Here is a 14,087-nt window from a genome sequence, read left to right on the forward strand (position 1 = left end):
CTCCAAGCTCATAGTCCGTTTCGCCGGTACCACATCGAGTGCTGGTTTTTGGCGCGGGCGCGCGACGCCCTCGACTCATCGAACACTACGTTGATTACGGCTTGAATTCCTTCACACACTTTGTCCTTTCTTTGAGGACGCGTGCCCGTCTGTGCGCAATGCGGCGCATAGCGACATCAACGCAGCAAGGATTACTCCTTGCCCTCACCTGTGTACTACCCCGGTAGTACTTAGGAGCTTGCAATGTTGAAAATGAACTTTGCACAGGCGTTCACACGGCTGCTTGCAGTTGCAGTTGTTGCCGTGGCGCCAATGTACGCGGTTACGTATAACCCTCAGGTTGTTACTGCCGGCTCATCAGCTCAGTGGGGCGTCTTCGCCGAAGCTGCATATGAGCTTGCGAAAGCCGATGGAAATGCTCATCACTACACCATCAAAGGCGGCGCTAAAACTTGCGGCTCAACCGGCAATGGCGGCTGTGTCTTTCTTCATGACACGCGCACCAGCAATATCCTTGACGAGTCCGGCAATATCTGGATTGTCTGGAGTGCAACCTCAGGTCGGGCATGGGCCTATATCAGTGTCGATTCCACGGTTGGCGTTCGCGCCTTCAGTGCTTTTCCACGCGCTAGACTAGGGTTCGTCGCCCAAAGCGCATTGCCGTCTGCCGGATCGAATGCTCTGGCGGTCTGGGATGACAAATCGAGTGATAGCGCATTGGATCCCAATCTCTATTCGGTTCTTCAAGGGCATCCTTTGACGGCCGCCAATACAGACATTCGCCCTGAAGATGCTCTCGGTGCGACAGAACGTGCTCTGGCTGCTCTCAATACCTCGAACTACGATGGTCTCGGCTATGCCGGCCCCAATAGCGGTTGCCCAGGCGTCAGCTATCTGAGCGAAGTGTCAACCTCGAATGGTCCGACGGCTACTCCTGTGAATTTTGCCCTTTCTGGAACGGATCCCTGCAGCCACCAAGCCATTCCTGCAGCTAATCAATTCCGGACAATTCCTGCCGGAGCTGCACCAATCATCATCATCGCGAATCGCTCGAACACAGCTACTGGGCATTTGGGCAACAGTTCGGTCAACAATGTAACTCATGCCAATCTCGCCAGGCTCTTTGACGGCACTCAATGCGATGCCGACCTTGTGGGTGGCACCTTCAGCGTGCCGGTTACCGTGATTCAACGCGAGCCGCTCTCAGGCACAATGAACACCTTTGAATTTACGAATATCCGTCTCGCTGGAACTCCAGCCGACTCGCAGGAAAAAGGAGTGAATGGAACCAGCGGAAGCTTTAACCCACTCAACATGTTCTGCTCTTCGGGCGGCGGCAAGCGCATTCGCGGCATCGGCACCGGCGATGTCGTGAAAGGCGTCAACGGCAATACGGATTCTCTCGGCTATGTCTTCTTTAGCTATGAAGCACTCATTCCTGGAACTGGAAATAATGCAGCCAATGTGAAATATCTGAAACTGGATGGCGTTGATCCGCTAGCCACATCCGCTTCTTCCACCTACACTGGAAACTTGCCGGCCTGCGGATCGAGCGCAGCTTTCAGCTGCCCGATCACGCCAACCCTGACCGGAGCCAACAGCAGCATCACTTCAGGTTCGTTCTATACCTTGCGTGCTGGCACCTACCGTTCCTGGTCAGTCTATCGCGTCATCAGCGATGGAAACGGCAGCGACTTTGCCAATGCACAGACGCTTGTTAGCCAGGCGGATAGGGTGGCCTTTACCACACTTCCGGACTTCGTTCCCTTTGGCGCGATCTGCAGCAGCAGCCCGCTCCATGACGATCCGGGTTTGAGCGTTTATCGTGAGCACTTCGAAACCTGGACCGATGGCCGGCTTGTTTCTTCCACAGAAAATGATGGACCAACTCCGGCACAGGTTCACTGCACTACTGGTGGTGCGCGTACTCTCACCGCTCGCACCTATGGCGGATTCAGCACAACAGAAAACGAATCCGGCGGCGACGTAGGCGGCACAATCATCTATACTCCTCCGCAATCATCGCCTCTTCCAGTGCCTTCGACACACGTCGGCGGACATCAATAAAGCAATGTCTTAACTGCAAAGGCAGACCGGTGTTATCTGGTCTGCCTTTGTCCTGTAAAGGGCTTCAGGGACTAACGTATGACTCGTAACTTGTCCATCTTTGTCATCTGGGTTGTCTTTCTTTTAGGCACAACTTACGCACAAGAGAAGACCAGTGCGAATAACAGCGCGGTTGATTCATCCTTGGGAACACCCTTCGCCGATCTCCATAGCGGGACCTCCGGGCTTAGCGAGCGTTATGACGTGTCGTCTCTCCAGGGTTCGGAGCTGAAACCCAAACAGCCTCTCCTGTTAGAAAAAACCACCTTGCCCGAATTCACACGCGAACTATGGCAGGTCCAGTGGCGTGGTGACGATCCCATCGATCTCTATATCATCAAGCCTCCCAATGTGAAGAAATCTCCAGTTATGCTTTTTTTATATGGTTATCCGGCAGATACAGACCGCTTCCGTGATGATCTGTATTGCAGAACAGTTACAAAATATGGCTTCACTGCTGTTGGCTTTGTTTCTGCACTTACAGGCCAGCGCTATCATGACCGCCCCTGGAAGCAATGGTTCATAAGTGAACTACAGGAATCCTTAGTAACATCTGTGCACGATGTGCAAATGATCCTGAACCACCTGAGCATGCGGGATGATATAGACATGAACCGCGTCGGTATGTTCGGCCAAGGGTCGGGAGGGACGATTGCTCTTCTTGCCGCAGTGGCAGATCCACGCCTAAGAGCCGTAGACGTGCTCGATCCCTGGGGAGACTGGCGTGATTGGTTTACGCTGTCACCAATCATTGAGGATTCACAACGCTCTCAATATCTGACTTCAGAGTTTCAAGCGCGTATTGCCGACCTTGACCCTCTCAAATTGTTGCCACAATTAGACCACCGTACTTTACGGGTGCAGGAGACTGCTTTCGATCCGATAACACCAGAGGTTGCGAAACGGCGTATTCGCACAGTTCTTCCAATCGATGCCCAGTTTGTGCAATATGACACGGTAGAGAACTATAAAAGAACAGCTGCGCAAGAAGGAAAAATACTCACCTGGTTGCACAATCAACTGGGTCAAGGGAGCCATATAGATTAGCCCATAAAAAATGGGACTCACTCCGCACAAACTGTGACGGAATGAGCCGCTCGCTCGAAATAAAGACCGGCACGACGGAAAGCCTGATTCAACTCGTGACGCGCGCAATATAAACTCAAAATCCGTCGACCCTTGTGGTCGTGGGGTTTCGACCTCTTCCAGGCACCATGAAATAAAGGATTTTATTGATACTAATGGCCCAGGTCATGAGAGCCATTATTGTCAGTATCCTCCCTCCAGTTTATGAATAAAGGTTGATTTCTATTTGTGAATTGCTGTTAATCATCTTGCGTTATCAAGCTGATATATTCACTTTTTTTGATGAATCAGACTGGAGATTCTTGATGGACGGCAGTGCCGCGGTGAGTCGGGCAGTCCCGTTTGAGGCGGGCGATGACGAACCGAAAAGTGATATCGAATCCATTGCGAAGAGTATAGATTCAGCGTCGTGGAAGAAGGTCCTCCTTTATGCTTACTCCCTGGTACATGACTGGACAGAAGCGGAAGACCTGACGCAGGAAACATTTGTAGTGTTATTTCGTGAGCAGAAAGCGGGTCGCCCGGTCGAGCAGTTCAGCGCCTGGATGTATACGGTCACTAAGCACCTGGCCTATCGTCGATATCGCAGGTTGCGCCCGGATTTGCATATATCTCTGGATGCACTGGAACACGATACGGATCGTGTTCCAAGTGAATTGGCAGATACCCGGTCTCTTCCCGAAAAACGCATTATCGACCAGAGCGTACTTCGGCTGACAGCAAAGGTGCTGTCGGAGTTTTCTGAATGTGATCGGGAGTGCATCCTGATGTACTTGAGCGGATACAGCTTTCAGCAGATAGGATCAGCGCTGAGGACTCCGCACTGGCGGGCGCGCAGGCTTACACTAAAGGCGTTCCATCGATTTCAAGCCCGGATGAATCGACCGCGATAGTGACGAAGCCCGTACATTTGACTGAGGAAGCGCTGTTCGAACTGGTTACAGGAAGACTGTCTCATCGCGATCAGCTTGCTGTAGAGGCACATCTCGAGGAATGTGGGTTTTGCCGTGAACGTCATGAGCAAGTTGCATTCGCATCCTCAGCCTTTCTCAGTGTGGCTAAAGTCGGCCTTAAGGAGGCAATGAGAACTTCGGAGTCAGAGTTTGTTGTGCCGTCTCCGAGAGCATCTGCATTTCCCTGGAAGCCGATTGTCGCAATCGCACTGGGCTGTGTTTGCGTGTTTGCCTTCCTCTTCTATCCTCGAACAATTCCAACGGTGAGTGCGACCGAACTGCTATCGAATGCAGTGCAGTACGAAGACAGTATCGGCGCTGCCAGAGCCTTTAGAGTCCAGGTAAGTGGGGAAACCTGTGCGGGAGGACAACAGAGCGAAAAGATGGTGTCCTTCGAGAATTCTGTTCGCTGCAGCCGGGTACTACAACAAATACAGAAGTCTCCATGGGGGCACGGAAATCCTCTTTCCGCGAAAACATATGTGAAGTGGCGGAACTCCTTGCGTCGACATCATGACCAAGTGACGAAACGGGAAGCGTCTTACGAAATCAGGACCACGACGGACGAAGATGCAATTCGTGAAGCGACTCTCCAGTTGCGCACCACCGACTATCACACAACAAAGTTGACGCTTGACTTCTCCGGCGATGAGGAAATCAGCATATCGGAAGATGCAGAGCCATCGCCTGCTCCGGTTGCCGACATCACCACCAGGAGAGAACCAGCGACGCCCCAGCACATCGAAGATCCTGGCGATCTCCTGGAGGTCCAGGCATGGATGACATTGCGCCAACTGAATGCCGACTCCGGATGGGAAGCCATCGTGTTCCGCAACGGCCCCCAGGTACAAGTCAAAGCAGTAGTAAACGATGAAGAGCGAAGGCAGCAGCTATTAAAAGGTTTTGCGGCAAACCATGACATCGGGTTAGAGGTCCATCTTTTGACAGATAAGTCCTCCTACGAGGACATTCTGCCCGATCGAGCCCGTCCAGCAGGAAATGAGCCTGGGCTGGCTGAACAATGGCTGGAGCAACAATTTCCGGAGGACGATGTTCGGGCGAGATTCAGTAACAATGCGCTGCATCTTTCCCAACAGATTGTTGGGCGCGCATTCTTTGTCAGCAAGCTTCAACAGCGGCAACTCGCATTGAAGCATTGTTCCTGCGCAGGAGACCTCTCTGAGCTCGTCCGTAGTGAAAAGCAGGCGTTATCTGGTCTACAAGGGGACTTGTATCACTCGCTGGAGCCGTTGATCGGTTCGGTTTCGAATTCGCCTTTACGGCCATTGCATCTTGCGGAGGCACGAGATCTGGATAAGGCGCTGGAAGATCTCTTTTCAGCTTCTACCGGTCAGGACGAGGCAGCGTTTGACGCACGTATTCAGCAAATTCGTAGTGTCCTGTAACATTCATCCCAAAACTTGTATGCGAGAGACCAAGTTTAGCGCTTTTTGTAGCGACGCAAGATTTGTGCGTATTTGCTGCGAGCCCTCGGCCAAACTTTTTATTGTCCCTTAATAATTTTCCTGTCAAGGCGTCAAAAATAGCGGCTCTATACCTTCAGGAACACATACAGACGAGGAACCTTTGTGTCGTCGCGGCCATCATCAATGGCCGCTCGTAATGTTCTCGCTGAACTGTCTCCAGATAAATTTTTTGCTTTCCTGAGGGGTCATTGATGTCACGAAAGAGTCTTGCTCTAAATTTTGTAGCTCTTTTTCTGGGCCTTTTTGCAGCAACCAGCTGCTTGGCTCAAGTAGTAACGGGTACATTGGTGGGTGTCGTTAAGGATTCGAGCGGTGCGGTTATACCCAATGCCGCGGTTGTAGCAATCCAGACATCCACGAATGTGCAGCGCACGGGTACTACTACTTCACAAGGTTATTTCAACTTCCCGTATCTATCTCCGGGCAACTATCAGGTCAAAATTTCTGCGCCCGGGTTCGCAACCTTAATCCAGGAAAACATAACGATCTCTGTAGAGACTGTGGCTCGCGTGGACGCGGTTCTTACTCCTGAAAGCACTAAGGGAGAAGTTCGGGTCACGGCAGCTCCTCCGCCGATCCAAACAGAAAGTGCCGAGGTCAATGTGAACCTCGAGAGACGCGAGATCAACGATATTCCCCTGGAGTACCGGCAGGCTGAAGGCCTTGTGGAGCTATCGGCTGGAGTCAATATTGACTCGGGAGGCACACCTAGCAACGGGGATCCGGCGGGCACGATCTGGTACAACGCGAATGGGCAGAGTGTTTCCGGCAACAGTACTGTGATTGACGGTGTCGATACTCGAGACCCGGCGGATGGCGGCACCGCTTACGTGCCTGCGCCGGAATTGATTGAACAAGTCCATATAGCTACAAGCAATTACAGCGCTGAATTTGGCCGCGTTGCGGGGGGAGTCATCAATATCTCTACACGTCAGGGAACGAATGACTTTCACGGCAGCTTATGGGAATACAACAGGAATGCTGCATTCGGGGCGAAGAACTACTTCTCGGGAAAGCTGGCAGTGCCCCCGCTTGTGTACAACGACTTTGGTGTGGTTGTTGACGGACCGATCCTGAGAAACAAGGCCTTTTTTACGGGGTCCTATCGTGGGCAGCGAAACGCGCAGTCGACGCTCACGACGACGACAGTGCCCAGGCCCGAGTTTTTCACTGGCGACTTCAGCAATGTTCCAGGTGCGCTGATCTATAACCCCTTCACCGGGAATCCAGACGGTACTGGACGCACCGCGTTCGGCAACAAGATTCCGAGTAACCTGATTGTCCCGCAAGCCAAGGCGATCAACCAATATTTTCCGACGCCGACTAACTCCGGAATTGAAAACAACTACGTATGGAATGCGCCGAGTAATTATACGGCAAATACTTATTTCGGGCGTGGAGACTATAACTTCACTGAATCTACCAAGTTATTCGCCGAGACAGGCGTCCAGAAAACTGACTTCCTGACAAGTGGCGCGCTGCCCCAGCCGTTGGGCTCGGGCCAAACAGCACACGACACGGTGGTAGCGCCGATCGTCAATCTGACGCACAGCTTCAACCCGCATTTGCTGACTGAACTTCGGCTTGCATATGACTACTATGGAATTCATTGGAAAGACCGGAATACTACTCAGGCGTCGAATGCAAGCGTCGGTATTGTGGATCCGACGCCAAATCCCTACTCCGATACAGGATTGGCCTATATTGTCGCGGGGATCACGATCGGAGGAGCTCAGAATTCTCCTTGCGATATCATCACGCACCTGTCTCAGATCATCGATACCTGGACTAAGGAGCTTCCTAATCAGACCCTCAAGTGGGGTGCTGAATTCCATAGGTATTCGTTGATTATTGCGGAAGCCTATACCACTGGTTTCGGAGGCAGGGGTGCATTTTACTTTGAACCAGCCACTACGGAACTGAAAGTGACTTCGGGTGCTGCACCGAGCTATGGCGCGGATGGAGCCTACATCAATGCCTTCGCAGCGTATCTCCTCGGGACTCCGCAGGAGCGGGCGCGCGCATTGCTGAATCAGTCACAGCGAGCCCGTCAGAATCAGATTCAGGCATTTTTTGAGGACATATGGCATCCAACTCCGAAGCTCACGCTGGACCTGGGAATTCGCGAAGAATACTATGGGCCCGGGGTTACGAAGAGTAAGGGAGGCATGGCCCGCTATGACTGGAACACAGACAGCCTGTATGTTGCTGGATACGGCGCTAACAATCTCGCAGCAAATGTTTCGAGCCAGTCTCTTGTTGAACCCCGTGTAGGCCTCTCTTACATGCTTGATAAGGATTCGGTGATCCGCAGCGGCTTTGCGATGAGTGCATGGACAGGGGAGTATGGCTTCACAGGAGCACAGTTGACGGGCAATTTCCCTACGCTGACGAGTGTGCAGGAAGGTGTGGTGAGCGGCTATGGATATACCGGGGACTTTACCGGCATTCCCGCAGCGCCATCGCCGCAGATTCCTGACAGTGGCATCATGAACCCTGCTCCCAATCTTGTGTTCATTACAATGGATAAGAACCCCAAGATACCGTACGTAGAATCCTGGAATCTCTTCTATGAGAGGTCTATTCAGTCGGGGTTCACTTTTAACGTCGGATATGTTGGCAACGTAGGCAAGCACGGTCCCTTGAATCTCGCACTCAACGCGGCCCCTCCGGGTACAGGCGCCGCGGGGCAGCTCCTGAATGCAGCATTCGGTTGAACTGCTACCACTACTCTTCGTGGCCAGATTAACGACACCAACTACAACGCGCTGCAGGCGAATCTGTCGCGGCACTTTGCAAACGGGCTTTTTCTCCATGTTGGCTACGCCTACTCGAAAGCCCTGGCCATTGAAAGCAATCAAGCCGGAGTCATGGACAACATCACTCTCTCGCGGAACTATGGGCCGTCGAGTTTCGATACAACGCACAATCTATCCATCGGCCATGTCTACGAACTGCCTTTTGGAAAAGGGAAGCCATTCCTGAACAAGGGAGGACTTGTGTCGCTCCTGGTCGGCGGATGGCAGACGAACGGAGTATTTCGATTCCACTCCGGAATGCCTTTTACCCCTACAGCAGTTGCAACAAGCTGCAACTGCCCGGGCAACAGCCAGTTTGCGCAGCAGGTAGCGCCTATCCACTACCTGCATGGCATTGGATCAGGCAATCGCTGGTTCGATCCCGCTTCCTACACTGCGCCACCGGCAAATCAGTTCGGGAATGCGGGAACAAGCTCGATTCGCGGGCCCAGCTTTAAGCAATACGACTTTTCGCTGTTCCGCGAATTCAGCATTGGAGAACGGTTCAAACTTCAGGAACGCGGTGAATTCTACAACGCAACGAATACGCCCTCTTTCAATAACCCGGCCGCCAGTGTCGATACGGCATCAACCTTTGGCGTCATCACCAGCGCAAAAGCGAACCAGAGGGTTGGACAGCTTGCGTTGAAACTCCTCTTCTAACTCATTTCATTTAGCTTGCTGCATCGCTCCAACCAACACGGTGCGGATGCAGCAAGCGGACGCAGGACAAAGCGTAGATATCTTCTGTAGTTATGACCACAACCGTCTCTACTCTCAATATTCCGGTTTCTCGCCCTTCGCAGGGATCGAAGTCGGAACACCAGGAGTGCCGGCATATGTGATCAGAAGCACAGTTGGCTCGTCACCTGACTCGCCGCGATGGACATCGTCGACCGACTCTCCAAATGCTTGTCCCTGGTGAACCACTTGAATCTTGCCGCTGTCCCGGTCATGGAGCGTGAGAGTGCCGGAAAGCACATAGACCGAATTCGGAAATGGATGAGTGTGCCAGGGTAAAGCAGTATGCGGTGCGATTGTCAGTCTGATTGTGGTGAGTTGCGGCTGGCCCGCCGGATAGTGCTCATATGGCTTGCCATTCCACGATTTGGTAGTCTCCAGCAGGATTTCGCGATGACCCGTTGCAACGTTGCCTGCGTTGTTTTGAGCAAGCACGGCCATCAAGGAAACTCCTGCCAGCATGGCGGCTATCCCCACGCTACGACGTTTCAAGTTCATAGTTACTCCTTTGGCGAAGGCCGATCTTGAGTCACTTGCCGGTGTAGGCCACGCGCCATATGCTGCGCGAACCGTCGTCGCTGACGTATAGTGCGCCGTCACTGCCTACTGCCACTCCTACAGGCCGGCCCCACACCTGTCCGTCCTGGGTGACGAAGCCAGAAAGGAAATCTTCATAGCTGCCATCCGATGCGTGGCCATTGTGCATCGGGATTCTGATGATTTCATAGCCAGCGCGGTTCGCACGGTTCCAGGAGCCGTGTTCCGCAGCAAAGGCATCGCCATCAAACTCGTGGGGGAAATTGCCCCCAGGTGGATAAAACAGCACCTCCAACGAAGCCATGTGCGGCTGAACGAGAACATCCGGCACAATCACTTTGGAGCCGATGTCTACCCGCTTGCAATTGTTGGCCTGTTCCGGAGTCAATGCTTGCGCCTGTGGATTGGGTCCGGTGCCATTTGCGCATGGCTGAGGAAGACGCGGGTCCTGGTGATTGCCGATATAGTACCAGGGCCAGCCGTAGAAACCGCCTTCCTTGACCGAAGTCACATAGTCGGGAACAAGATGGTTGCCGAGATTGTCGCGTTCGTTGGTCGAGCACCACAGCTGTCCGGTGATGGGGTTGATCGCCTCGCCGACGCAGTTGCGGATACCGGAGGCATACACTTTAACGAATTTCCCTTCCGGCGTATATTCCAGGACATCGGCCCGGTGAAACTCTTTAGGATGCGTGTCAGGATCGTCAGCATTCGATCCTGAACCTACTGAAACCAGCATGCTTTTGCCGTCTTTGGTGAAGACCACATCGCGAGTCCAATGACCCCCGCCCATCAACTGGGCATATCCAGGAATATCGGGAACGATCGTTTCAGGAGTGCCGGTCGCGTGCAGGTCTCCGGTGTGATAGGGAAATCGTTGTATGGTCGTGGCATTGCCGACGTAAAGATACTGGGGGTTTCTGGCAGGATAAAAGGCGAGGCCAAACGGATGATCGAGGCCCGTAGCAAACTTTTCGATGTGCGCCGCTTTGCCATCGGCGCCTACGCCGCGAAGGATCAGGATGGCGCCTGCGCCTGAATCAGCGACAAAGATATCGCCGTTGGGCGCTGTTCTGAGCAGGCGAGGCATGGTGAATGTTCCCCCACTCAGCTGCATGTGCTCCTTATTGTCAGCACGTTGCATGGGAACGGCATCGCCTCCGGCATAAAGCGTCACCTTGAAACCCGCAGGCGCAATTGGCCAGGCATCCTTTGGACGCGGAATCAAGTGAGGCGTATTATTAACAGCCTCCTGAGGCTTGGGTGCGGGCAGATCGGCGACCGTAATCTTGCGACGGGTACCAGGCTGCTGTTGATTCCAGTCGCCGAAGGCAGCCTGACCTGTGACGACCTGCTGTGCCTGTGCGGAAGGAAGAAATGCGGGGGCGATTGCCAGCAAGACCTGCAGAATCGGTGTAACTCTCATATCTCTTCAGCTCCAATTGATCTAATTACGTAGACTTACATGAGGATGGGTTACTGCAGATAATTTCTCATATACTCGTCAGCGGTTTCACTGTGCGTCACGTTCCATCGTACTAGTACTGTAATGTACAGTACATCATAATAGATTTAATCCAGCAGCCCTGATGTAATTTTCTAAAATATGCTTATGGATTTTTAGGGAATGGAGAGGAATGCCTGAAAAGCGCTCACGCGGTGAGGTTCGCAATGACAAATTACAAAAAGTAGCAGCTAACCTCTTTTTAAAGAAGGGCTACGAGGGAGTCACGGTCGATCAGATCGTACAAGTGGCCGGAGGATCGAAGAGCACTGTCTATATCGAATTTGGCGGGAAATGCGGCCTGTTCATCAGCAGCATCGCGAAGCTTTGCCGGGAGTTCAATGAGCCTCTGTCAAAAATCGATTACGCCGGACTCACGTTCGAACAAAGCCTGAAGAAGCTCGCCTTCCATATCCTGAAAAAGATCACAGATAAACGATCTGTTGAACTACACCGTCTCGTGATCGGTGAAGCGGCAAACTGCCCGGAACTCGGGGAAGCATGGTATGTCCACGGACCAGCAAAGACAATCTCCATCGTACGAACCTTGCTGGAAAATCATCGAAAAGAAGTGTGCCGAACCAGCGTTTCGATAGAGAGGATGGCAGTAATTCTTCACGATTCGTTGACCGGAGATGTTCTGGACCGCCTTTTGGCAGGAGTAGGCAAATCCTACAGCGACGCCGAACTTCAGTGCATGGCTTCAGATGTGGTGGACGTGATTCTGGATAAGCTCTGCTCATGAATAAAGAACCAGAGAGTCTATGGAGTCAATTGTCCATAGAGTACTTGTCTATGCGCTTCTCAGAGATTCCGCTCAATGAATACTTGATCGGCGATTATCGGAGCGCGAACGGCAATACATCTGTGCGTCCTCAGGCATTCTTCGCCAGGATTTTTGTAAAGTAGAACGTCATCATGGTGCTGCCCGTGTTCACGATGCCATGCAACACGTTGGCTTCGGCATACATCATGTCACCGGGGCCTACTTGTGTTACCACTCCATCGACTACGATTTCGCCGGTTCCAGCGGCGATGATCACGAATTCCTCTTCCGGATGGCGGTGAGGCGGGTGCGGCCGGGCACCGGGCTCCAGTGTGACGGAGCCAGATGCTACTGCCGCCAACTGCTTCGTGGGGCCGTTGAAATGCACCTTTGCCTTCGCACCGGGGGCGTTCCCTTCTGCTGGAAGGGATGCGTCTTTCACCACGGAACTATTGAGAGGCGGACCATTCTGCTGTGTATCGACATGAGTAATCTGCTGGGACGCCTGCACAAAAGCACTCGGAAGCATAGCGGTCGAAGCCAGAAAATCTCTTCGATTCATCACGATCCACCTCACATTCAGTTGTTGTGTCGTTTCGAACGTTCCGGTGAACCCACGCCGCTCCCACTTAAACAGTTCACCAACTATATGCAGGTTGAATTTCCATCCATGTTACCTGCCGCCATTTTTGTATGCCGGAGCCTGGGAGGCTCCAGATAGAATTAACAGGAATCCATGTCTGACTCCATTCGAGCTGTCCTTCTCGGCACTCTGCTGAAAAGTGTCTCCCGCTCCTTTTATCTCACACTCCGTATACTGCCCGTTGGCATGCGCGATCCAGTTGGCCTTGCATATCTATTGGCGCGCGCGGCAGACACTATTGCGGACACATCGCTGATTCCGTCCGGAAAGCGTATGGAGTTGCTCCTGTCGCTCCGCCGCCAGGTGAACGGCGTTTCCGATGAAGAGTCGCTCCAGCGCATGCAAGTGGAGGTAGCTGCCCAGCAAAAAGATTCCGATGAAAAGGTTCTACTCGAGTCGCTTGGATCAGCTCTGATCCTTCTTTCTCAACTGGGCGAGTCTGATCGAAAGGCGGTATGCGAGATCGTCACTACCCTCAGCGCGGGCATGGAGTTCGATCTGCATACTTTCCCTGACGAATCCTCTGGCGAAATAGCAGCTCTTCAGGAGTTCGCCGATCTCGATCGATACACATACCTGGTTGCCGGATGCGTGGGCGAATTCTGGACGAAGATGACTTATGCCCACGTTCCTGGAGCGATCACTGCTCCTCCCGAAGCGATGCTTGATCGCGGCATCCGCTTCGGAAAAGCCCTGCAGATGACCAATATTCTGCGCGACTGCGGCAAAGACCTGCGCATCGGACGCTGTTATCTCCCAGAGACGATGCTCGCTGAATATGGCTTGACTGCGCGCGACTTTCTGTCGCCGGAAACATCTCTGCGTGCGCGCCCGCTCCTGTTCGAACTGGTCAGGAAAGCTCTCGGCCACTATCGTGAGGCCATTGCATACACGCTCGCTCTTTCCCCTTTCTCCATGCGATTGCGGCTGGCCTGTGTGTGGCCCATCGCCATCGGTCTCGAGACGCTGCTGCTTCTCGTAAGCAACGACCGCTGGCTTGATCCGGCGAAGGCCTCAAAGATCCGGCGAAGCGACGTATATCGGATCATGGCGTTCTCATTACCGATGGCACTATCGAACAGTCTGATTCGCAACTGGCTTGAGGGGCTGATATCTAAGATAGAAGTCCGCATGAAAAGCTAAGCTGATCAATACCATCCGGAGCGTGGGCCTCCAGTTTTAGAACTTCGGGTAGATGTCCAAAGTGGAAGCAGAGTAACCTCCCCGAATGATGACTATTTTGAGCTTACTGACTTATGGAATGGTAACTATTTTGGGCTTGTCTGGCCTATTAGCTCCGGCATAACATCCTGGTCACTGATCTTAAGAGGGACTTTCAAATCCCCTTGAAGCTCAGGAATAAGGCGAAGGGCCCAATCCCCCTAAAGATTTCACGCGAAAACGTATTTCTTCAGAGGTCCCTGTCTCCAGTAGTTGATTCGGGCGTGCGTATTTGTGCGTCCAAA

The 14,087-nt window shown here is 52.8% G+C and carries 9 protein-coding genes and 1 pseudogene; 7 read left to right on the top strand and 3 right to left on the bottom strand.

The genetic code is table 11. From position 1 onward, the window contains the following. The first annotated feature begins 243 nt into the window (after positions 1-243). The 5 genes and pseudogenes from AC5S16_RS12185 to AC5S16_RS12205 all read left to right on the top strand — a co-directional run bounded on the left by AC5S16_RS12185 (position 244) and on the right by AC5S16_RS12205 (position 9,093). Positions 244-2,067, top strand: coding sequence for a hypothetical protein (locus tag AC5S16_RS12185; protein ID WP_493930348.1), 1,824 nt, complete (start codon positions 244-246; stop codon positions 2,065-2,067). 90 nt (positions 2,068-2,157) lie between these two features. Continuing rightward, a complete protein-coding gene (locus AC5S16_RS12190) occupies positions 2,158-3,153 on the top strand; it encodes an alpha/beta hydrolase family protein (protein WP_493930349.1) in 996 nt (331 codons plus the stop codon). 344 nt (positions 3,154-3,497) lie between these two features. Beyond that, positions 3,498-4,085 carry an RNA polymerase sigma factor gene (locus AC5S16_RS12195; RefSeq protein WP_493930350.1) on the top strand — a complete coding sequence of 196 codons (588 nt, stop codon included), beginning with the start codon at positions 3,498-3,500 and terminating at the stop codon, positions 4,083-4,085. Next, positions 4,085-5,551 (top strand): zf-HC2 domain-containing protein, encoded by a 1,467-nt coding sequence (locus tag AC5S16_RS12200; RefSeq protein ID WP_493930351.1) that lies wholly within the window; start codon positions 4,085-4,087, stop codon positions 5,549-5,551. Before AC5S16_RS12195 ends, AC5S16_RS12200 begins: the two co-directional genes overlap by 1 nt. A 368-nt stretch (positions 5,552-5,919) precedes the next feature. Continuing rightward, a pseudogene (locus tag AC5S16_RS12205) lies at positions 5,920-9,093 on the top strand (outer membrane beta-barrel protein). 114 nt (positions 9,094-9,207) lie between these two features. Here the strand turns inward: AC5S16_RS12205 and AC5S16_RS12210 are convergent. Continuing rightward, entirely contained in the window at positions 9,208-9,669 is a 462-nt protein-coding gene (locus AC5S16_RS12210; RefSeq protein WP_493930352.1) for a cupin domain-containing protein, read from the bottom strand. Positions 9,670-9,700: 31 nt separating this feature from the next. Continuing rightward, the gene (locus AC5S16_RS12215; RefSeq protein WP_493930353.1) at positions 9,701-11,134 is read right to left on the bottom strand and encodes a PQQ-dependent sugar dehydrogenase; all 1,434 of its coding nucleotides are present in this window, start codon (positions 11,132-11,134) and stop codon (positions 9,701-9,703) included. A gap of 211 nt (positions 11,135-11,345) precedes the next feature. On the opposite strand from AC5S16_RS12215, the gene AC5S16_RS12220 reads away from it, so the two are divergent. Continuing rightward, entirely contained in the window at positions 11,346-11,957 is a 612-nt protein-coding gene (locus tag AC5S16_RS12220; RefSeq protein WP_493930354.1) for a TetR/AcrR family transcriptional regulator, read from the top strand. 130 nt (positions 11,958-12,087) lie between these two features. Here the strand turns inward: AC5S16_RS12220 and AC5S16_RS12225 are convergent, their stop codons facing one another. Beyond that, entirely contained in the window at positions 12,088-12,540 is a 453-nt protein-coding gene (locus tag AC5S16_RS12225) for a cupin domain-containing protein (protein WP_493930355.1), read from the bottom strand. Positions 12,541-12,714: 174 nt separating this feature from the next. Here AC5S16_RS12225 and AC5S16_RS12230 point away from each other — a divergent pair, with 174 nt between their 5' ends. After that, positions 12,715-13,764 carry a phytoene/squalene synthase family protein gene (locus tag AC5S16_RS12230; RefSeq protein ID WP_493930356.1) on the top strand — a complete coding sequence of 350 codons (1,050 nt, stop codon included), beginning with the start codon at positions 12,715-12,717 and terminating at the stop codon, positions 13,762-13,764. Positions 13,765-14,087: the final 323 nt, after the last annotated feature.

Source organism: Acidobacterium sp. FHG110202_01, from assembly GCF_059115305.1.

Bases quoted from the DNA above. Each gene is read 5' to 3' on its own strand.
- AC5S16_RS12230 (WP_493930356.1), top strand. From the start codon at position 12,715: ATGTCTGACTCCATTCGAGCTGTCCTTCTCGGCACTCTGCTGAAAAGT.
- AC5S16_RS12225 (WP_493930355.1), bottom strand. From the start codon at position 12,540: ATGAATCGAAGAGATTTTCTGGCTTCGACCGCTATGCTTCCGAGTGCT.
- AC5S16_RS12215 (WP_493930353.1), bottom strand. From the start codon at position 11,134: ATGAGAGTTACACCGATTCTGCAGGTCTTGCTGGCAATCGCCCCCGCA.
- AC5S16_RS12195 (WP_493930350.1), top strand. From the start codon at position 3,498: ATGGACGGCAGTGCCGCGGTGAGTCGGGCAGTCCCGTTTGAGGCGGGC.
- AC5S16_RS12210 (WP_493930352.1), bottom strand. From the start codon at position 9,669: ATGAACTTGAAACGTCGTAGCGTGGGGATAGCCGCCATGCTGGCAGGA.
- AC5S16_RS12220 (WP_493930354.1), top strand. From the start codon at position 11,346: ATGCCTGAAAAGCGCTCACGCGGTGAGGTTCGCAATGACAAATTACAA.
- AC5S16_RS12185 (WP_493930348.1), top strand. From the start codon at position 244: ATGTTGAAAATGAACTTTGCACAGGCGTTCACACGGCTGCTTGCAGTT.